12 protein-coding genes are annotated in these 19,938 nt (G+C 48.2%); 9 read left to right on the top strand and 3 right to left on the bottom strand.

Annotated elements, in window-relative coordinates:
- Positions 1-69 precede the first annotated feature (69 nt).
- Both AC3WT9_RS06125 and AC3WT9_RS06120 read right to left on the bottom strand, forming a co-directional pair.
- Positions 70-1,782: an ABC transporter ATP-binding protein gene (locus AC3WT9_RS06125; RefSeq protein WP_492407494.1), complete on the bottom strand. Its 1,713-nt coding sequence runs from the start codon at positions 1,780-1,782 to the stop codon at positions 70-72.
- Positions 1,783-1,931: 149 nt separating this feature from the next.
- Positions 1,932-2,981: an ArsR/SmtB family transcription factor gene (locus AC3WT9_RS06120; protein ID WP_341378547.1), complete on the bottom strand. Its 1,050-nt coding sequence runs from the start codon at positions 2,979-2,981 to the stop codon at positions 1,932-1,934.
- A 149-nt stretch (positions 2,982-3,130) separates the two neighbouring features.
- On the opposite strand from AC3WT9_RS06120, the gene AC3WT9_RS06115 reads away from it, so the two are divergent.
- The 6 genes from AC3WT9_RS06115 (at position 3,131) to AC3WT9_RS06090 (ending at position 11,183) form a co-directional block, all read left to right on the top strand.
- Entirely contained in the window at positions 3,131-4,036 is a 906-nt protein-coding gene (locus AC3WT9_RS06115; RefSeq protein WP_341378549.1) for an NAD(P)/FAD-dependent oxidoreductase, read from the top strand.
- A gap of 80 nt (positions 4,037-4,116) precedes the next feature.
- Entirely contained in the window at positions 4,117-5,316 is a 1,200-nt protein-coding gene (locus AC3WT9_RS06110; RefSeq protein ID WP_341378551.1) for a GNAT family N-acetyltransferase, read from the top strand.
- A gap of 31 nt (positions 5,317-5,347) precedes the next feature.
- Positions 5,348-5,650: an ArsR/SmtB family transcription factor gene (locus AC3WT9_RS06105; RefSeq protein ID WP_341093054.1), complete on the top strand. Its 303-nt coding sequence runs from the start codon at positions 5,348-5,350 to the stop codon at positions 5,648-5,650.
- 152 nt (positions 5,651-5,802) lie between these two features.
- Complete coding sequence (locus AC3WT9_RS06100) at positions 5,803-6,996, top strand: MFS transporter (RefSeq protein WP_341093056.1); 1,194 nt, start codon at positions 5,803-5,805, stop codon at positions 6,994-6,996.
- 44 nt (positions 6,997-7,040) lie between these two features.
- Positions 7,041-8,888 carry a glycoside hydrolase family 13 protein gene (locus AC3WT9_RS06095; protein WP_341378553.1) on the top strand — a complete coding sequence of 616 codons (1,848 nt, stop codon included), beginning with the start codon at positions 7,041-7,043 and terminating at the stop codon, positions 8,886-8,888.
- 33 nt (positions 8,889-8,921) lie between these two features.
- The gene (locus AC3WT9_RS06090) at positions 8,922-11,183 is read left to right on the top strand and encodes an amylo-alpha-1,6-glucosidase (protein WP_341378554.1); all 2,262 of its coding nucleotides are present in this window, start codon (positions 8,922-8,924) and stop codon (positions 11,181-11,183) included.
- 446 nt (positions 11,184-11,629) lie between these two features.
- Here AC3WT9_RS06090 and AC3WT9_RS06085 read toward each other — a convergent pair whose 3' ends face one another.
- Positions 11,630-12,502 carry a helix-turn-helix domain-containing protein gene (locus AC3WT9_RS06085; protein ID WP_341378555.1) on the bottom strand — a complete coding sequence of 291 codons (873 nt, stop codon included), beginning with the start codon at positions 12,500-12,502 and terminating at the stop codon, positions 11,630-11,632.
- A 134-nt stretch (positions 12,503-12,636) separates the two neighbouring features.
- On the opposite strand from AC3WT9_RS06085, the gene AC3WT9_RS06080 reads away from it, so the two are divergent.
- From AC3WT9_RS06080 to AC3WT9_RS06070, 3 genes are all read left to right on the top strand, one after another.
- Positions 12,637-15,309, top strand: coding sequence for a family 78 glycoside hydrolase catalytic domain (locus AC3WT9_RS06080; RefSeq protein ID WP_341378556.1), 2,673 nt, complete (start codon positions 12,637-12,639; stop codon positions 15,307-15,309).
- Positions 15,310-15,587: 278 nt separating this feature from the next.
- The gene (locus AC3WT9_RS06075; protein WP_341378557.1) at positions 15,588-16,265 is read left to right on the top strand and encodes a DUF6273 domain-containing protein; all 678 of its coding nucleotides are present in this window, start codon (positions 15,588-15,590) and stop codon (positions 16,263-16,265) included.
- A gap of 165 nt (positions 16,266-16,430) precedes the next feature.
- Entirely contained in the window at positions 16,431-19,877 is a 3,447-nt protein-coding gene (locus tag AC3WT9_RS06070) for a discoidin domain-containing protein (protein ID WP_341378558.1), read from the top strand.
- The last annotated feature ends 61 nt before the right edge of the window (positions 19,878-19,938 follow it).

Genomic DNA, 19,938 nt, shown 5'->3' with positions numbered 1-19,938 from the left:
CATTTCTCAACAGGAAAAGAGCCAGTCTCCGGTTTATGGAGAGCTGGCTGTTTCTATGATCTCATATGATTATGCTTGAAGCGCCTCCACAACATCCTCCTTATGCATTGAGCAAAAGGCTGCAAATCCGCCACCGCGTGCTCGAAGCTCCTGGAAGCTGCCAACCTCGGCGATTCGTCCGTTCTCCATATAGATAATTTCATCATACAATCCCAACAATTCCTCATTCATATTATGGGTTATCGTAATTAAGGTCAGCTCTTTAAGCGTGAGCAGTCTGCTTTCGATTTCATAAGCGGTCTGCATATCAATTGCGGAAGTTCCCTCATCCAGAATCAGGATCGGTTTGCTGCGGATCAGCGCCCGGGCAACGGCAATCCGCTGCCGCTGGCCGCCGGAGAGCTGTGAGCCGTTCTCACCAACGTTGGTCAGCAGTCCACTGGGCATCTTCTCCACAAACTTATGGACTCCGCTGGTATGAAGGGCAGTTTCCATAACTTCCTCGGAGAATTCCTCATGCAAGCAAATATTCTGCTTAATGTCTGTATCGAACATATAGACATTCTGATGGATGGTCGCTGTCATTTGCTGCAGCCGCTCTGGGTTAAGCTGTTTGAGGTTGATACCATCCAGGGTGATGGAGCCTTCATACCTGTCATAATACCCGCTAAGCAGTTTAACAAGTGTAGATTTACCGCAGCCGCTTCGCCCAACCAGTGCATATTTTTTTCCTTTTTGCAGGGAAAGATTGATGTCCGAAAGCACCTGATTTCCTTGCTGATAGGCAAAGTGTAAGCGGCTGATCTCCAGATTCTCGTTGAACACAGGTTCGAGCAAACCTGACTTCGGCTGTGCCTCTTCGCTTGCCAGATCATTGATCCGTTGCACTACAGGTTTGACACCTTGAATTTTGGGCAGATTCTGCATCACGACCAGTACAGGTCCTACAAAACCGCCGCTCAGCTGGACAAGGGCAACCAGGCTCCCCGCTGAGAAGTCTCCGGAAATAATCAGATAAGCGGCAATAAAGACTACTGAAAACTGGGTGAGAATGGCCAGCGTTTCGGAGAGGCTCTCATTGGCGGCAAACAGCCGGTCAGCGGCAAAACGGGTGTTTGCGGCCGCGCTGTTCTCCTGTTGAAATTTCTGCTCCGTGTGTTTGCCCATGGCATAGGATTTGATCACTTCATAACCCGATAATAAATCCTTAACGCTAGTGGTGAAAATGGACATCCGGGCAGATACGGCGCTTTGTTTGTCCTGCAGAGCTTTGCCGAAGAGAGAAGGGACGGCAAACATCAGAATCATGCATACCACCAGAATCAAGGTAACCAGCGGGCTCAGGTAGAGGAGTGCAATGAGGGAGGCTGCAAAAACCACAACATTCTGCAGGGTAAGCAGCAGGGGTTGGATATAGTTATCCTCCAGCAGTTTGATGTCATTGGTGAGTGCCGACAAATAATCAGCCGTATTGGACGAAGTGAATTCTTCTGCATTTCTGCGGAATACTCCACGGAATACCCGCTCCCTCAGTGAAAGGGTCAGATTGCGGATCAAGGCTTTGCTGCAAATGGCATATATGAAACCGAACAAGCTTAGCAGCAGCAAATAAGCAACCGACAGGAACAGAATCCTTTTGAAAAGCAGCATGTCACCCTGCATGGCGGCATTGATTACCTTTTGCAGAATGATCGCAACCAGTACGCCTGCTGCCGAGGTAATGATGCTGAACAACAGGGTAACCGCGAGCAGCATTTTGTTTTGGCGGATGGAATGTTTCATCAAATAGCCAACTCCTAGAATTAGATTATCATTAAATTGATAAGATGACAGTATCATATATATAATAAACAAGTCAAACACATTAGATGGTAATCTTATTCGTGTGCAAAAAAACTTCCCGCTAAAACCTCTCGGGAAGTCTGTCAATGCTAAAGCAGAAAATGCTCCAGGTCAGCAATTAATTGCCGCAAGTTTTCTGAGTCCAGGTGATAATACACCTTGCCGTTTTTTTTCTCAATTCCGACCATACCGCAGGCCAGCAGCACATTCATATGATGAGACATGGTGGCAGCTGATAAGCCCATCTGATCTGCAATTTCCAGATTGTATTTCGGACTGACCTTGAGCGACCCCAGGATTTGCAGTTTGCTGTTATCCCCGAGTGCCTTCATCCGAAGCAGCAGAAAATCTTTAGAATCGGCATGGCCCTTGCTGGCTACCGGAAGCAGATCGACGAACAGGCCATAGTAGCAATGCTTGGCGAACATCACCTGTCCAAGCGGAACAATTAAGGATGGATGGACAGAGGGTGCATCGCTGAACATCTCCACCAGTTTAATAAATTGTACATCGTCCTGCCTTTGCACGGATTGAACATACTTGGAAATCAGCTTATTCAGCGGCTTCTCCAGTTCCCGGCTCACCTGCTCAAATGCAGACAAGTTATTGTTGATGATCCGGGCAAGCGCCAGGATTTGTGTACGCGGCTGCTGCAGCAGCCTCAACATCTTCCATTTCATCCCTTCTTCAAGAGGACTGTCGCTCAGGAAGGTGATAATATCAGCCAAAGATAGAATTCCGGATGGTGAGTTTTTCTGGAGTTGGTAATTTTGCATGACTTCCATGCCGAGCAGGGTCTTCCATATTTCTTCATGGAGCACCTCATCCGGCACTTCTGCAAGTGAGTTTAGCCAAGCCTTATTTTCACTGAGCAGCAGATGGAGAACAGAGAAGAAGGAGTCATTTTCATCCCCGAAAAAAAAGTCCGCATCCTTATCAAGCACACGATATTTAAGAAAGGTATGTATGTACTTGTCTACTATTTTCAAATGTTTGCTGTAGAAGGCTTCTCCGTCCAGCCCGAATTTGTTCAGGTCTTCAATCGTCCCTTTCTTGTAAGTCTCCACATGGTAACTGACGTAGAGCAATCCCAAGGTCTCAAAGACGGGATCCAGCCGTTCATGAATGTTGAGGTTCATAGGTCCTCCATAGGTTTATTAGTTTGGTGCTTATCTAATTCATTATATTTTCATTAAATAGGATTATCAAGTTTCAACTTGACAGTCGCAAATATAAAGATATTATAGATATAATAAGTCTTTAATAACCATTAAGGAGGATGAGATTTATGATTTACGATTGCGCGATTATTGGTGGGGGACCTGCCGGGCTGAATGCAGCCCTAGTGCTTGGTAGAGCAAGAAGAAGTGTGGCTCTGATCGACAACAACCGGCCTAGAAATGCTGTTACACATGCGTCTCACGGTTTTATTACAAGGGATGGAGTAACACCGGCTGAGTTCAGGCGCGTGGCGCATGAGGAACTGCAGCGTTATCCGTCTGTAGACCATTTGCCGTTCGAAGTGGTCTCGGTCTCTCAAGCGCAAGGTGGATTTGAGATAGAGGATTTGGGAGGAGTCCGTGTTCAAGCCCGGAGGCTGATCCTGGCTACGGGTCTAAAGGAGATCTTTCCGGAGATCGAAGGCTTAAGTCCTTTATACGGTAAAAGCCTGTTTAACTGCCCTTATTGTGACGGATGGGAGCTGAGGGATCAACCATTGGCCATTGTCTCTGAATATCCGACCGTATTCCATATGGCTAAACTGCTCCTCAATTGGAGCAAGGATTTGCTTGTGTGTACACATGGCCAGGCGTCCTTGACCGAGGAGCAAAAAATGCAGCTTGAATCTAAAGGAATCGTCGTGATTGAACAACCGGTTGCGGCTTTCCACGGCCAGAACGGCCGGCTTGAGCACATTCGTTTTGCAGATGGAACTATTGTGGCCAGAACTGGCGGCTTTGTAGCTCCGAAACTTGTGCAAAGCTCAACGTTAGGAGAGCAATTAGGCTGTGAAATAACGGAGCTTGGAGGGATTCGGACAGATGACAAGGGACAAGCTTCTGTCTCCGGTGTATATGCCGCAGGTGATGCTTCGTATTTCGCGCCTTCCCAATTGATTTTTGCCGCAGCCGACGGCAGCCGAATGGGCATAAACGTAAATATGGATCTGACAGAGGAAGATTTCAACAATTGAAATCCTCTTTCCGGTCAGTTACCGAAACAAAACAAGCAATTTTTCGTCTATAGGTAAGTAATGGAAACGGAGGGTTTACCATGTCACTGCCTATTCAGAATTCACAGCAGCAAGTCCGCACTTTCAGACTTACCGCTGTATGCGTGTTATTGAGTATGTGTCTTGCCACACCTGCCCGGGTATCTGCCGATGTCGGAGCAGTTTCCCGAATGAGTGGCGTGGAAGCAGCTAAGGCAAATTCAGGTTCTGCAATCAAACCTCAGGTTGCCGCTACCGTCTCACCTTATGCACCGGTTCTCACAACGTTCAACATTGAGGGTAAACAGCTGAAAGCACTGGCGTACAGTGCGGATGGAACCCTGTTGGTCCAGCTGATGCCGATTGCCCGGGCCATGGGATATACGGTGGAAGATCAGGCCGGGACAGGTGATCTAACGCTCAGCAAACCGCGGCGCGTGATCAAACTTACTCTTTACAATAGTTCTTATAGTGTCAACGGCCTAACTTCTTCAGCCAAAACACCGTTTGTCAGAGAGGGTTCCACGTATGTGCCGCTCCGCCAGCTGGCTACAATGTCAGGTTATGATATTGTGCTGAAGGGCAAAAACAGCTATCTCCTCGATTCACGTCCGGAAAATGAGCTGACGATTTCCGCTTCCGGTGAGCTGGCGGTAACTACAGAGCCTTATTCATTTTCTATCCGTTATCCCGTTCTTTCCGGTTCTGCGCACAAAGAGGGTATTGATAAGATCAATCACTTCCTCCAGAACAAGGCAGAAGGCTGGAAAACACAGGCCGAACAAGAGCTTGTACAAGCTTGGGCAGCATATCCCAACAAGGACAAAATTATAGACTACGCGCATATCTTACCCTACGGGCTCCAAGTGGAATGGACGATCGCTTACAATGAAAAGGGCCTGCTCAGTCTGTACGCGGATACTTATCAATATATGGGCGAATCCAAGCAGGACAAAAACATCCGGTACAGCTGGACTTTCGATCTCGCAACAGGAGAGGAGCTGTCACTACAGCAGGTTGCCGGGAATAATCCGAATTACCAGACACAGATTAATCAGTATATTAACCTGAAGATTGCTTCCGGGGAAGCAGGCCCTTTCGCACCACTTCAGTTTCCGGGAATCGAAACCACAAGTACAGGCTGGTATCTGCTGGATGGACGGATTGTCGTATATGTTCAGCAAGACGCTGCCCACTTCATCCATGATGGAATCTTTGAAATGCGGATACCGCTCTCCCGGATTTCGAAAACTGAGAATTGACATATCGCAAAATATCGATATAATAAATTTCATGAAACCTATTGATGTATTTAAAGCATTGTCCAATGAATCGCGGATTCAGATCTTACAATGGCTCAAGGAACCTAATATTCATTTTACACCCCATGAAGGGATTGATATGACGGAAACCGGGGTATGTGTCAGTCAAATTACCGATAAGCTGAATATGACTCAATCAACGGCCTCCCAGTATCTTTCGATACTGCAGAGAGCAGGGCTTATTACAACCAAACGTATTGGCAAATTTACGTATTACCAAAGGGATGAAGAAGCGATTCTCAATATGGCTGAATACATGAAGCAAGAAATGTAAGGCACAAACTGAGTTCTTGATCTAAGAATTCGGTTTTGTTTTAAGTGAACAATTCGATATTTCGTAATATGTAGAATTTTTATGATTATTCATATCTACAATTCGCGATATATCTTTATATACAATTACAACTTAGGAGCTGAACATTACATATGTCTACGAACTGGAAGATATACACACTCGCCATAATCAGTTTTTTGGTTGGAACCTCGGAATATATTTTATCCGGGATTTTAGATAAGGTTTCACTTTCGTTTGGTGTATCGATAGCGTCTGCAGGTCAACTGATTACGATTTTCTCACTGGTATATGCGCTCTGCACACCTGTTCTAATGGCTTTGACGGCAAGCATGGACCGCCGCAAATTAATCGTCTCTGCACTCGGTGTATTTGTTGTATCCAACATTCTTGCTTTCGTGCTGCCTGGGTATGGACTATTCGTGGCTGCACGCATCCTGATGGCGCTTGGAGCCGGAGTAGTCGTGGTTACGGCATTAAATATTGCTGCCAAAATCGCTCCTGAAGGCAAACAGGCCAGCTCGATCGCAACGGTCGTCATGGGATTTACGGCATCGCTTATTATCGGAGTCCCTCTGGGGCGGATGACCGCGGAACTCCTGGGCTGGAAGTTTGTGTTTGGCGGAATTGCTCTGCTGGGCATCTTGGCAATGATCATTCTCTCGTTCACCATACCGAATATTAAAGGAGATTCACCTGTACCGTTGCGTAACCAATTAGCACTGTTGAAAAAGCCAAAAGTAGCACTCGGATTGTCCATTTCTTTCTTCTGGCTTGGCGGTTATTCTATCGCTTATACGTATCTGTCGCCGTTCCTGCTCAAAGTATCGGGTATAAGCAGCGGCTACATCAGCGGGGCTTTGCTGGCTTTTGGGATCGCCAGTATGATTGGCTCAAAGGTAGGCGGCTACAGTACAGACCGCTGGGGAGTACACCGTACCTTATTCAGCGGAATGGCGCTTCATATCGTAATGCTGCTCTTGTTAGCTGTAGTTAAGGACTCTTTGGCCGGAGTATTGGCTGTATTGGTATTATGGTCATTTGCTGCCTGGTCGTCAGGACCGACACAGCAATATTATTTAACAACGATTGAGCCTGAAGCCTCTGGGGTTATGCTAGGTCTGAATCAGTCCATGATGCAGCTCGCGATGGCTGCCGGAGCGGGGCTGGGCGGTGTAGCCATCAATCAAGTTGCTTTGTCCTCCGTTACATGGTTTGGAGCTGCCGGCGTTGCCCTGGCGATTATTGCTGCTTTTATTCTGTATCGGCTGGATTCCGCACATCAATTGACAGCCTGCTCATTAGAATCTTATAATGAATTAACTTAAACGTATAAGTTGACCTTTAATTTTATTTATAAGGAGCGATTATTATGGAACTGGCAGCATTTATCCACGAACCGAAGGGGGCATTTTCCTATGCGGTTAATCAGGAGACCCTTCATATCCGTATTAAGACCAAACGAGATGATATTCAAGCCGTTAAGCTTCTTCCTATTGACCCGTACAACTGGAAGCCTGTAAGCAAAGGTTCACATGTATGGGAGTTTGCAGTAAAAACCATACAGCCTGTGGAGATGAAGAAGGAATATGTTACCCGTCTGCATGATTGCTGGTTTGCAGAGGTGCCGGGGTTCAAATGGAGCAGAATCCGCTATGGCTTTATATTGGATGACGGGCAGGAGCTGTGTTTTGCAGGATCCCATAGCTTCATCCCGCTGCAGGAAGACTCGGCGCCGCCTGCCGACCATACGAATTATTTCAACTATCCCTATATTCTAGAAGATGATCTTTATAGGGCACCCGCTTGGGTAAGGGATACCGTGTGGTATCAGATTTTCCCGGACCGGTTCAACCGGGGAGCTGCCGGGGAACAGGACAATCTGCTCGCTTGGGGCAGCGATGAACTGGACGGCCCTGAGAAGAAATTTGGCGGGGATCTGCAGGGCGTGACAGAGAAGCTGGATTATATCCGGGGTCTTGGTTGTGATGGGATTTACTTTACGCCTATCTTTGAGTCACCTAGCTCGCATAAATACGACACCAAGGATTATTTCCGGATCGACCCCCAGTTTGGCGACAATGAGAGTTTTGGACGACTGGTGGAGGAGGCGCACAAACGGGGCATTAAAGTGATGCTGGATGCCGTGTTCAACCACTGCGGGCAGGAGCATCCCTTCTGGCAGGATGTATTGAAGAATGGACAAGACTCGCCTTACTTTGATTACTTTTATATCATGGACCCGGGCAAACCTGTGGTATCAAATTCTATGGCGGCTACGGCGGATGACGATGATTTGGGAGCACATCTGAACTACCGGACTTTTGGATTTGCCGAAAATATGCCAAAATGGAATACAGAAAATGCAAAAGCAAGAGAGTACCTGCTGAGTGTAGCTGTGTATTGGACTGAGCGATATAATATAGACGGCTGGCGGCTGGATGTTGCCAATGAAGTGCCCCATGATTTCTGGCGGGAATTCCGCAAAAAAATCAAAGGCATTAACAAAGAGATCTATATTCTCGGAGAAAACTGGTTTTACTCCAACCCTTGGCTACAGGGCGACCAGTTCGATTCGGTTATGAACTATGAGTTCACGGCAGCAGTTACCCGTTTCTTCGGGGTCCATCTTCAGAATCAGGAACGGTTTACAGCAGCAGATTTTGTATATGCGATTAACGGGCTGCTCGTCAGCTATCCCAAACCTGTGATGCAAAATATGTTCAACCTGCTGGACAGCCATGATACCGCACGAGTTCTCCACATCTGCGGGGACAATGCAGAACTGGTGAAGCTAGCCTATGTCTTCCAGCTTACGTACGGTGGTTCCCCAAGCATTTATTATGGTGGCGAAGTGGGTCTGGGCGGGGATGAACACCACAACCGGCAATGTATGCCGTGGGATACTGCGAAGCAAAACCAGGATCTCTATCAGACCATTCGCCGGTTGATTGAATTAAGAAAGCAATACAACGTGTTCAAGGAAACTGATATCTCCTGGCTGTCCATTGATGATGAGACCGGAAGCTTGATTTATTCAAAAGAATCACAAGGCAGCACTCTGTATGTGCTGATTCATAATTCACCGGTCGCGGCAAGCCTCAACCTTCCCGTTGATCTGAAGGATCAGGTGCTTCAGGACATTTTTGCCGGAGAATCCGTTCGCCTGTCAGATGAAATCAGCATGGAACCTTACTCCTTCCGGTTGCTGGTTCAATAAAGTAAAACGTAATAATTGTGGAGGTTAAAGTTAATGAATGCAGAGGGCAAACCAGCTATTCTAGAATCGATGACAATGTTTGTTCCACAAGACGCCAATCGCGGCATTTCTTTTACCAATAAGGAAGCGGCCTTTTACTTCACTCAATCGCACCTGACGAATCATCCGGAGCATGCCCATTTTGAAGGATTCAATGTGGCCAAGAACAGAATTTTCGGCGGATATTCTCTATTTATAGATAAGCAAAAGCTAGATAATCGAAAGTCGGATGTCTGGGTGTATCCCTATAAGATGCTTCGCAAACACGGGGAACGGACCGAAGAGCTCTGGATGTTTGATTATAAAAATGTAATAGAAGTAAGTCTGGAAGGCGGCTCCGGGCAGGCTGCCGGTATTGTTTTAAACGGTGAAGATGTTGAATTTATAAGCCTTAATCATCAGATTGCTCTGTTTGCCTCCATGGAGGGAGACTGGATTATTGCTGTAAGCTCCAAAAATATCCAGCCGCTGTCTATAGACAACGGGATTATAACCAGCTCTGGCAACTCAGACGGCTTTTACATTGCGGTTGGCAAATCAGCCGCTGAGGCAACTGCCTTGATTCAGGATGCCCAGAAACATGCTGCCCGCTGGAAAGCGGATCGTGTGAAGCGGATGGAAGACTTTTTGAACCATAATGTATATGTAGATTCCAGCCCGGAGTCGCTCACCCTTGCGCTGAATTGGCTGAATCTCACGATGGATCAATTGGTGACAAGGCAGCAGGGAGAGGGGATCTATGCTGGTCTGCCCTGGTTCAATGAGTACTGGGGGCGCGATCAATTTATTGCTCTTCCGGGTGCAGCGCTCGTAAACGGACAATTTGAGACAGCCAAGCACATCCTGTTATCTTTTGCAGAATTTCAGGATACGGAGGAGTCGTCCAGAACTTTCGGCAGAGTGCCGAATATTCTCGCTCCCCAGAACATTGATTACCATACCACTGATGGTACACCACGTTTTATTATCCAGCTGCAGGATTATGTGAAATACTCCGGTGACACTGCAATCATCACACAGCTATACCCGGCGGTGCAGAACAGTATAGAAGGGTCGATTCGCAACTGGGTGGATGACAAAGGATATCTTACACATAAAGACAATGAAACGTGGATGGATGCCCGTGATGCGGAGTTGAATTCTTATTCGCCAAGGGATACCCGGGCCAATGATATACAAGCGCTTTGGTACAATCAGCTTCGGGCGGGCGTATATTTTGCGGAGGTTATGAACGATCAAGAAAATGCAGCCAAATGGGATGCGATTGCTGAGAATTTAAAGGGCAATTTCGAGCTGGATTTCCGTGATCAGGCACATCCTTATCTGGCAGACCGTTTGACTGCGGAGGGCGAAGCGGAATTCTCCTTGCGTCCGAACCAGCTGTTTGCTCTGGATATGCTCGAAGACAGTGAATTTAAGAGCAAAGTTATCCGCACCGCATGGGAGGAACTGGCTTATCCTTGGGGAGTTGCCTCACTCGACCGTCAGCATCCGTTGTTCCATCCCTTTCACCTAACGGAGCTTTATCACAAAGATGAAGCTTATCACAACGGCGCGGTATGGACATGGTTAAACGGCATCGCCATGCAGCGGATGATTGAAGCAGGCCAGCCAGAAACGGCATACAAGCTGTTCCGAAATATGAACTGGCAAGCGCTGAATCTCGGTGTGGTCGGAGGACTGAGTGAGAATCTGGATGCTTACCCTCAGGAGGGTGAGGACTGGGCGAAGCTAACTGGAGCTTATTTGCAGGCCTGGTCCAATGCGGAGCAGCTGCGGGTCTGGTACCAATATTTTCTTGGCATCCAGCCGGATATGATCCGCCGTACGCTTACGCTTGCACCCAGAATCCCTGAAGAGATCAAAGATTTGCACTATCAGGTCAAAGTAGGTGACGGCAGTATTAATGCGACCTATTCCGCGGAAGCTTCCGGACAAACCTATCAATACAGCTTTAATGGAATTGGGCTGACTGTAATTATTGATATTTTGCCTTTTGAGATCGCGAGAATAGAGGTTGAGTCCAATACCATGCTGGAGATTAACCGGACTGGGCATACATTAAAGATTACTCAGCGTGATGCGGAGGACAAGATCATTACAGACGCTACCATACCACTATCAGAAGAGAGAACCCGGTGGCAGTCGCAAAGCGATCAGATCTTTAAGGATGTCAAATTTGCAGAGCCATTGCCTCTGAATACGCATCCGGTGATGCGGCGGTACAATGTTTCAGCAGAAAGCCCGAGTGACTAGAGGATGTCTTCAAACTGGAAGAGCTCTGGGGAAGCAGGGATTTAGTATTGAAAGTAGGGTCCCTAAAAGCCCACGGCGGGTTCGTTCTCGTAGAGGACTCAGGAGACGTTATGGAGAGTAAAGCCCCTGTTTATTCTCTTTTGCGGACCCAGGCGGCCTTATCTGCTCTGCATTAGATCTAAAAACGGCCAGCTGAAAGAAATAACTGCGCTGGAGTCCGTTGTCCTACTGTAACAGGCTAAAAGCTCCAAATAAGTGCAACTCGGTCCTTTCGTGCTCAGAGCACCCATGATTCCTTAGGGCATACAGCAGCAGGTTTTGGCGGGGAAGCGGTTTGAAGCTACGCCTTAGAATAAAAGAATGTTGAAGCCGCCCTTTTGGGCGGTTTTTTTAAAACATAATTTATTTGAGGACGGCGAAGCCGTTTCCACTTGGCAGAACAAAGGTTACGTTCGATGCCGCTTTCGATACGCCATTGGCGGCTCACCGACAATTTTTTTGAATACGGAGTTAAAAGTGTCGATATCCCGGTATCCTACCGACTCGGCAATCATGCTGATTTTGAGATCAGAGGTGCGCAGCCGTTCGCAGCTTTTTTGAATCCGCAGATGCTGCAGATAGGAGCCAAAGGACTGGCCGGTATGCTTGAGGAACATACGTTGGAGATGCCGGCTGCTCCAGCGGGATATTTGGGCCAGATGGGCAAGAGTGATTCCCTCGGAAAGCTTCTGCTCCATAAATAGAATGACCTGGGCGAAATCGGAAGCCTCGATTGTGGACCTGTCTTGATCCGCATATAGTTGCCTGTATACAGTGACTATCAGCTGGCTTAGCAGTGTTTGCAGCATAGTTACGGAGCCGATGCCAGGCACAGACATTTCGCGGTGTAGATTCAGCATTAGTATCTCTATCGAGCCGTCCCAATCCGAGACGGAAAAATAAGCTGATCCGCTGCTGCCGAGTGACTGCAGATGTTCTATAATTGGTGATTTTTCTTGCAGCAGGACGGACAAACGGTCCACCATATAATCATCAAAAAGACAGTTATAGACTATCAAACGGTCTTGTTCTGGATGAGATGTGGCCGGGCGAAATACGTGGGACACGCCCACAGGAATCACGAACAGCATGCCTTTGCGGACCGGAATAACAGCTTGATCCATGTGATGAAAACCCCGCCCTTCAGCGACGTAGCAATATTCAATAAAGTCGTGGGAGTGATAAGGAGCGAAGAAGTTTTCCGCGTAGCGGTTGACCAGCAAGTGCAGATTATTCTGCAGAAAACTCTCGCTTTTGAACAATTGTGCCGATCGTTGCATGTAATCTCCTCCCATAAAAAATGGCATGATTTCAGGGATATATTGACCGTATTGCCGGGTAATGAAAGCGGTGCCGAAGCTATAATTATAGAGCAATGATTAAATTATAGCTATAGAGGGAGGATCACACCGATATGTTCGCAATAGAAAAACTTCGCTGTGAGTACAAACAAAACCCGCTCGGCATCGATCTCGCTGCAGCGCGAATCAGCTGGCAGCTGGTAACGGATCGCAGAGATTGCAAACAGGCTGCTTACCAGATTCAGGTTGCTATGGATAACGGCTACCGTGAAATGCGCTGGGATTCCGGCAGAGTGGAGTCATCGCAGTCCATTCATGTCGAGATGGAACAGGTGAAGCCGGAAGCGCGCACACGTTACTATTACCAAATTAGGGCATGGGATCAAGGCGGTGTGTGCTCCGGCTGGTCGGAGACTGCATTTTTTGAAACCGGGTTGATGGGTGAGCCATGGGAGGGAGAGTGGATCAGTGCTCCAACCGAGTATTTCACTGAAGATTCCGAGGTTTGCCCGCAGCTTCGTACATTCGTTGAGCTTAAAGGGATGGTTGCAAGCGCAAGAATTTATGTTACCGCACTGGGTCTGTACGAGCTGCAGTTGAACGGCCGGCGTGTCGGAGATCACTATTTCACTCCCGGTTGGACGAGTTACGGCAAACGCTTACAGTATCAAACGTATGACGTAACCAATCTCCTGTCCGGGGGGACAAATATGCTAGGCGCGCTGCTGGGGAATGGCTGGTACAAGGGACATTTGGGATGGAAAAAGGAGGAAAAAATCTATGGATCAACAACAGCGCTTTTACTGGAACTTCATATAAAATATACGGATGGCAGTACGCAGCGCATCCATACCGGGCAAGGCTGGGAGGCGGCAGAAAGCGCGATCCGCATGTCGGATATCTATATGGGTGAGACTTACGATGCGCGGCTTGAGCGTAATCTCATGAGTACATCGGAAGCAGGATGGCATCCCGTTGCTGTCATCGGGCATACCAAAGATATTATTGTGGCACAGGAAAATGTTCCTGTAACCCGGAATGAGAATCTGCAGCCTATTGCACTGCTGACAACTCCCCAAGGTGATAAAGTTCTGGACATGGGGCAGAACATGGTCGGTTGGCTTAAATTTTCGGTACAGGGGAAGGCCGGGGAGACTGTTGAACTTCAGCATGCTGAAATATTGGACCGGGACGGCAACTTCTACCGGGAAAACATCCGTAGTGCGACGCAGCTCATCCGCTATACGCTGAAGGGTGGTGAAATAGAGAGCTATGAGCCTCATTTCACCTTCCAGGGGTTTCGTTATGTGAAGCTTACAGGCTTCCCGGAAACCGTTCAGCTTGAGGATTTCACAGGTGTGGTGGTGCATTCAGACATGGAGCGTACCGGGGACTTCCAGTGTTCGGATCCATTGGTGAACCAGCTGCATCACAATATTCTTTGGGGGCAGAAGGGGAACTTTCTGGATGTGCCAACCGACTGCCCGCAGCGGGATGAACGGCTCGGCTGGACCGGTGATGCGCAGATGTTTGTCCGTACAGCTTCGTATCTGATGAACACTGCGCCGTTCTTCACCAAATGGCTGCGGGATTTGAAGGCGGATCAGACCCCTGAAGGAGGTATTCCGTTTTATGTTCCCAACCTGACAGAAGCTTTCTCTGACGGCTGGGGAGAGACAAGCAACTCGTCGGCAGCTTGGGGTGATGCAGCTGCAGTCTGTCCCTGGACAATCTATGAAATGTACGGCGACAAGCGGCTTCTAGCAGAACAGTATGAGAGTATGAAAAGCTGGGTGGGATATATTCGCGCCCAGGGAGACAATCCTTATTTGTGGAATACCGGATTTCATTTCGGGGACTGGCTGGCGCTGGATTCAAAGCCGGACAGCTATGTTGGAGCCACAGATCCCAATTACGTAGCTACCGCATTTTATGCCTATTCGGTTTCACTGACAATTAAAGCAGCTGCCGCACTGGGAAATACAAAGGATGCAGATGAGTACCGCGAATTACATCGTAGAATACTTGAAGCCTTCCATGAAGAATATGTGAATCCAGACGGCCAGTTATCCGTCCCCACCCAAACGGCTCAGGTGTTGGCGCTGCGCTTTGATCTTATAGATGGGGTAGCGAAGGAGCAGGCGATCCTGAAACTGGCAGAGCTGCTCTCCGAAGCCGGAGATCATCTGACGACAGGCTTTGTCGGCACACCTTATTTGAATCCTGTGCTTAGTGACAACGGGCATAACGCCCTTGCTTACAAGCTGCTCTTTCAGAAGGATTATCCATCCTGGCTCTATCAAGTGACTAAAGGGGCAACTACGATCTGGGAGCATTGGGACGGGATCCGGGAGGACGGCAGCTTCTGGAGTGCAGACATGAACTCCTTTAATCACTATGCATACGGAGCAATCGGAGAATGGCTGTACCGTTATGTTGCCGGAATGGGGCCGGACGAAGCTGAGCCGGGATTTAAGAAGGTTCACATCCGTCCGAGACCGGGCCAAGGCATGGATTTCGCTAGAGCCAGTCTAGAAACCATGTATGGCACATTGGCTTCGTCATGGCGGCGGCTGGAGGATGGCGGCATGGAAGTTCAGATTACGGTCCCCGCAAATACAAGTGCGGTAGTTATACTTCCGGGAGCAATGCTGCAGGGATTGCTTGAGAGCCGCATTCCGGTGGAGCAGGCTGAAGGCATCTACAGCACATTGCCTGCAGAAACTGGTGTGCAAATAGAAATGGGATCGGGCAGCTACCTATTTACTTACGGGTATCCTTCGTAAATGCCGTAATTGCTGCCGTTCAGACTCGGCAGCGTCAGGCTCTTACTCCACAGTGAGAGCCTGACGCTGTTTTTTTCGCTTAATTATGCTTTTTGATCTTTGCACTTACGCTCTCTGCAAACGTCTTAACTGCAGACAAAACTTAGAGGAAAACATTAAAGTACAGCGCTAAACTTCTTTAAATTGATATTACGACTAATCGAGGGTATACCAGCTTTAGCTTAGCACTTGCATAAATGTTGTACGATTACATTAGAAACGAAAGGAGGAAATCTAAAATGGAAGAAGAAAATTTTGCTTTCACGCTGCACTTGAGCGCAAAGCCCGGCGAAATCTTTACTTTCGGCACTTATCCGCAGACTGTTGGCGGCGGGGACAGAACACCGATTAAGTGGCGGGTGCTGCAAAATTCGGGTAGTGAGCTATTCATTTTGAGCGAGTACATTTTGGATTGCAGGCGATATCATGGGGAGTATGCCGATATTACATGGCGTGACTCTGAGTTGCGAAGGTGGCTGAACGATGAGTTTTATAATGCCGCGTTCAATGACTCCGAGAAGAGATTCATCAAGACTACACATTGCGCTGACAATGGAGAGGGTAGTGCAGACACGGAGGACAAGGTTTTTTTGCCCAGTGTTCTGGAGGTGAAAGAACTGACCTATAAACTTGATGAAGTCTCTTTAAGTGCGAAACGGCGGGCAATAGCAACAGAATTTGCCAGAATAAAAAAGAACGATGGATGCCACTTGTACGTGTATAATAAAAAAGTGAAAAATGACTATATCACCGAGGAGGGTGAAGAATTGGGCTGCTCCTGGTGGTGGCTGAGAACTCAGCTTGGCAATTCTTCGCGCGCGTTTTTTATTGGCCCTCGCAGCAGTATTCGCAGTTATGGACGTGTCAATCTAGCTTGTTACGGTGTGCGTCCCGCTTTAATAATTCATCTTCAATGATAACGATCGGCACTGGATTATTCATGGTATCGGCCATCTTTTCCGTAGAAATACCTCTCATAAGTTATTCTGCGTAATCTCTATAATGAAGGTGTATTGCATAGAAAGGAGGAGCATCGGCTACAGCTACGATCAGGCACCTACACATTTTGGAGGAGGAGTATCATGCGCAGCAAGTATCTTGCAGGCTCACTTGTAGTCATTCTGCTGATCTCAAGCTGGTTCCTGGCCGTTGGGCCTTTCGCACCCGTATCTGCGGCTGGCGGAACGAACCTGACGCTGGGAAAGCACGTAACGTCGAGTGGACAATCTCAAACGTACAGCCCGGACTACATCAAAGACAGCAAGCAGGAAACCTACTGGGAAAGCACAAACAGTGCATTCCCCCAATGGATTAGTGTCGATCTTGGAGCAAGTACGAGCATGGATCAAATGGTACTCAAAGTTCCTGCAGGCTGGGAAACCCGTACGCAAACGCTGGCCATCCAAGGCAGCACGAACGGCACCACGTTTACAGATATTGTCGGTTCAAAGGAGTACGTATTTAATCCGGCGGTGGCAGGCAATTCAGTTACCATTCATTTTACCGCTGTCAGTACACGTTACGTCCGTCTGAACGTAACAGCCAATACCGGCTGGCCAGCTGCACAACTCTCTGAATTCGAAATTTATGGTACCGGCAGTATTACGCCAACACCGACACCAACAGCGACTCCTACAGCAACAATTACACCAACAGCTTCACCAACGGTTACACCGACACCAACAGTCAACCCGACAGCAACTCCAACGACTTCTCCGGGCAGCAACATTGCCACCGGCAAACCAATCAGCGCATCCTCAAGCACACAATCGTACGTGGCTGCTAATGCAAACGATAATAATACGAGCACATACTGGGAAGGCAGCGGCAAGCCAAGTACATTAACGCTTGATCTCGGCGCAAATTACAACGTTACATCGGTCGTGCTCAAGCTTAATCCGTCCACTGGATGGGGTAAGCGCACACAAACCATTCAAGTGCTCGGCCATAACCAGGACACGACGGCTTTCGGCAGTCTGGTATCCGTACAATCGTATACGTTTAATCCGTCCTCCGGCAATACGGTCACTATTCCGGTGAACGCAACGGTCAAACGCATACAGCTTAACATCACAGCAAATTCCGGCGCACCCGCCGGACAGATTGCTGAATTTCAAGTGTTCGGTACACCTGCACCGAACCCGGATCTCCTGATTAGCGGCATATCTTGGACACCTGCCGCCCCTGTTGAGGGCAGTGCGATCACGTTAAATGCAACGGTTAAGAACAACGGCAATGCAAGTTCCGCAGCCTCAACGGTGAATTTTTACCTGAACAGTGAACTTGCCGGAACTTCCCCGGTAGGCGTATTAGCGGCAGGCGGGTCGGCGAACGTTTCGCTGAATATCGGAACAAAAGCCGCTGCATCCTACGCCTTAAACGCCAAAGTTGATAAGAGCAACCTTATTATTGAGCAGAACGACACCAACAACAGCTATACGAACCCAGCATCGCTTGTTGTCGCTCCTGTGACTAGCTCAGATCTGGTGGGTAGAGTATCGTGGACACCAAGCAACCCGGTTGCCAATAAAGCTGTCAACTTTACTGTGAATCTGAAAAATCAGGGAACCATGGGTTCAGCAAATGGTGCTCATGGAGTCACTGTAGTGCTTAAGAATTCTGCAGGTTCAACCATTCAAACCTTTAACGGCTCCTACAGTGGTACCCTTGCTGCCGGAGCATCTGTTCATGTTGCAATTCCGGGGACTTGGGCAGCGCTTAATGGCAACTATACCGTAACTACTACCGTTGCCGCAGACGCCAACGAAGTGACGGCAAAGCAGGCTAACAATGTAAATACAACAAATCTGGTTGTATATTCTCTTCGTGGGGCAAGTGTACCCTACACACGGTACGACACCGATGACGCTGCCCGAGGTGGAGCTGCAGCCCTGAAGAGTGCACCTACGTTCAATCAGGCATTGATTGCTTCGGAGGCTTCCGGCCAGCGTTATGTGGCACTGCCCTCGAACGGTTCTTATGCCCAGTGGACAGTAAGACCGGGTGAAGGCGGTGCGGGTGTAACCATGAGATTCACCATGCCAGATTCGGCAGATGGTATGGGACTTAACGGTTCGCTGGATGTATATGTAAATGGAGTCAAGGCCAAGACTATTCCACTGAGCTCCTATTACAGCTGGCAGTATTTCTCGGGCGATATGCCGGGAGATGCTCCTAGTGCAGGACGCCCGCTGTTCAGGTTTGATGAAGTGCATTGGAAAATGGACACAGCGCTGCAACCGGGAGATACGATACGCATTCAGAAGAATAACGGGGACAGCCTAGAATATGGTGTGGATTTCATTGAAATTGAGCCCGTTCCGGCGGCTGTCTCACGTCCGGCAGGTGCAGTTTCTGTAACGGATTACGGGGCAATGGCGAATGACAATAAGGATGATCTTGCTGCTTTCAATTCTGCCGTTACTGCAGCAGTTGCAGGCGGGAAAACACTTTACATTCCGGCAGGAACCTTCAACCTCAGCAGCATGTGGCAGATTGGCTCAATCAGTAAAATGATCAGCAACATAACAATTACTGGAGCGGGTTACTGGCATACAAATCTCCAGTTTACCAATCCAAATGCGGCGGGTGGAGGCATTTCGCTCCGAATAACAGGCAAGCTTGATTTCAGCAATGTGTATCTTAATTCGAATCTGCGTTCCAGATATGGGCAAAATGCGATTTACAAGGGTTTCATGGACAATTTCGGAACCAATTCCATCATCCATGACGTCTGGGTAGAGCATTTTGAATGCGGCATGTGGGTAGGGGACTATGGGCATACTCCGGCAATCTATGCCAGCGGGCTGGTGGTCGAGAACAGCCGCATCCGCAACAACCTCGCCGACGGAATCAACTTCGCCCAAGGAACAAGCAACTCCACCGTACGTAACAGCAGCGTGCGGAATAACGGAGATGACGGTCTTGCGGTGTGGACCAGCAATACCAATGGTGCACCTGCCGGTGTAAACAATGTCTTCTCCTACAATACAATCGAGAATAACTGGCGTGCAGCGGCTATCGCCTTCTTTGGCGGAAGCGGGCATAAGGCGGATCACAACTACATCATTGACACCGTTGGAGGTTCCGGAATCCGAATGAACACGGTGTTCCCGGGATATCATTTCCAGAACAACACCGGCATTGTATTCACGGATACAACCATAATCAACAGCGGAACCAGTAAAGACTTGTACGATGGAGAACGCGGAGCGATAGATCTGGAGGCTTCCAATGATCCGATCAAGAACGTAACATTCACCAATATTGATATCATCAACACTCAGCGGGATGCAGTTCAGTTCGGCTACGGAAGCGGATTTGAGAATATTGTGTTTAACAATATCAATATTAACGGTACTGGACTTGACGGGATTACCAGCTCGCGGTTCGCGGGGCCTCATATGGGTGCGGCGATCTACACTTATACCGGCAATGGTTCTGCAACGTTTAAGAACCTGACGACAAGTAATATCGCTTATCCAGCGTTATACTTCATCCAAAATGGGTTTAAGTTGACCATTCAATAAGATTAACTAAAAGCTCCTGCCTGAGAATGATTCCATGAAGGAATATCTCGGGCAGGCCTTT

This window comes from Paenibacillus sp. EB106-06-01-XG199 (assembly GCF_058791575.1).
This window is presented reverse-complemented; position numbering and strand designations above follow the sequence as displayed.

Coding starts and splice junctions, on each gene's coding strand:
- AC3WT9_RS06125 (WP_492407494.1), bottom strand. CDS start 1,782: ATGAAACATTCCATCCGCCAAAACAAAATGCTGCTCGCGGTTACCCTG.
- AC3WT9_RS06120 (WP_341378547.1), bottom strand. CDS start 2,981: ATGAACCTCAACATTCATGAACGGCTGGATCCCGTCTTTGAGACCTTG.
- AC3WT9_RS06115 (WP_341378549.1), top strand. CDS start 3,131: ATGATTTACGATTGCGCGATTATTGGTGGGGGACCTGCCGGGCTGAAT.
- AC3WT9_RS06110 (WP_341378551.1), top strand. CDS start 4,117: ATGTCACTGCCTATTCAGAATTCACAGCAGCAAGTCCGCACTTTCAGA.
- AC3WT9_RS06105 (WP_341093054.1), top strand. CDS start 5,348: ATGAAACCTATTGATGTATTTAAAGCATTGTCCAATGAATCGCGGATT.
- AC3WT9_RS06100 (WP_341093056.1), top strand. CDS start 5,803: ATGTCTACGAACTGGAAGATATACACACTCGCCATAATCAGTTTTTTG.
- AC3WT9_RS06095 (WP_341378553.1), top strand. CDS start 7,041: ATGGAACTGGCAGCATTTATCCACGAACCGAAGGGGGCATTTTCCTAT.
- AC3WT9_RS06090 (WP_341378554.1), top strand. CDS start 8,922: ATGAATGCAGAGGGCAAACCAGCTATTCTAGAATCGATGACAATGTTT.
- AC3WT9_RS06085 (WP_341378555.1), bottom strand. CDS start 12,502: ATGCAACGATCGGCACAATTGTTCAAAAGCGAGAGTTTTCTGCAGAAT.
- AC3WT9_RS06080 (WP_341378556.1), top strand. CDS start 12,637: ATGTTCGCAATAGAAAAACTTCGCTGTGAGTACAAACAAAACCCGCTC.
- AC3WT9_RS06075 (WP_341378557.1), top strand. CDS start 15,588: ATGGAAGAAGAAAATTTTGCTTTCACGCTGCACTTGAGCGCAAAGCCC.
- AC3WT9_RS06070 (WP_341378558.1), top strand. CDS start 16,431: ATGCGCAGCAAGTATCTTGCAGGCTCACTTGTAGTCATTCTGCTGATC.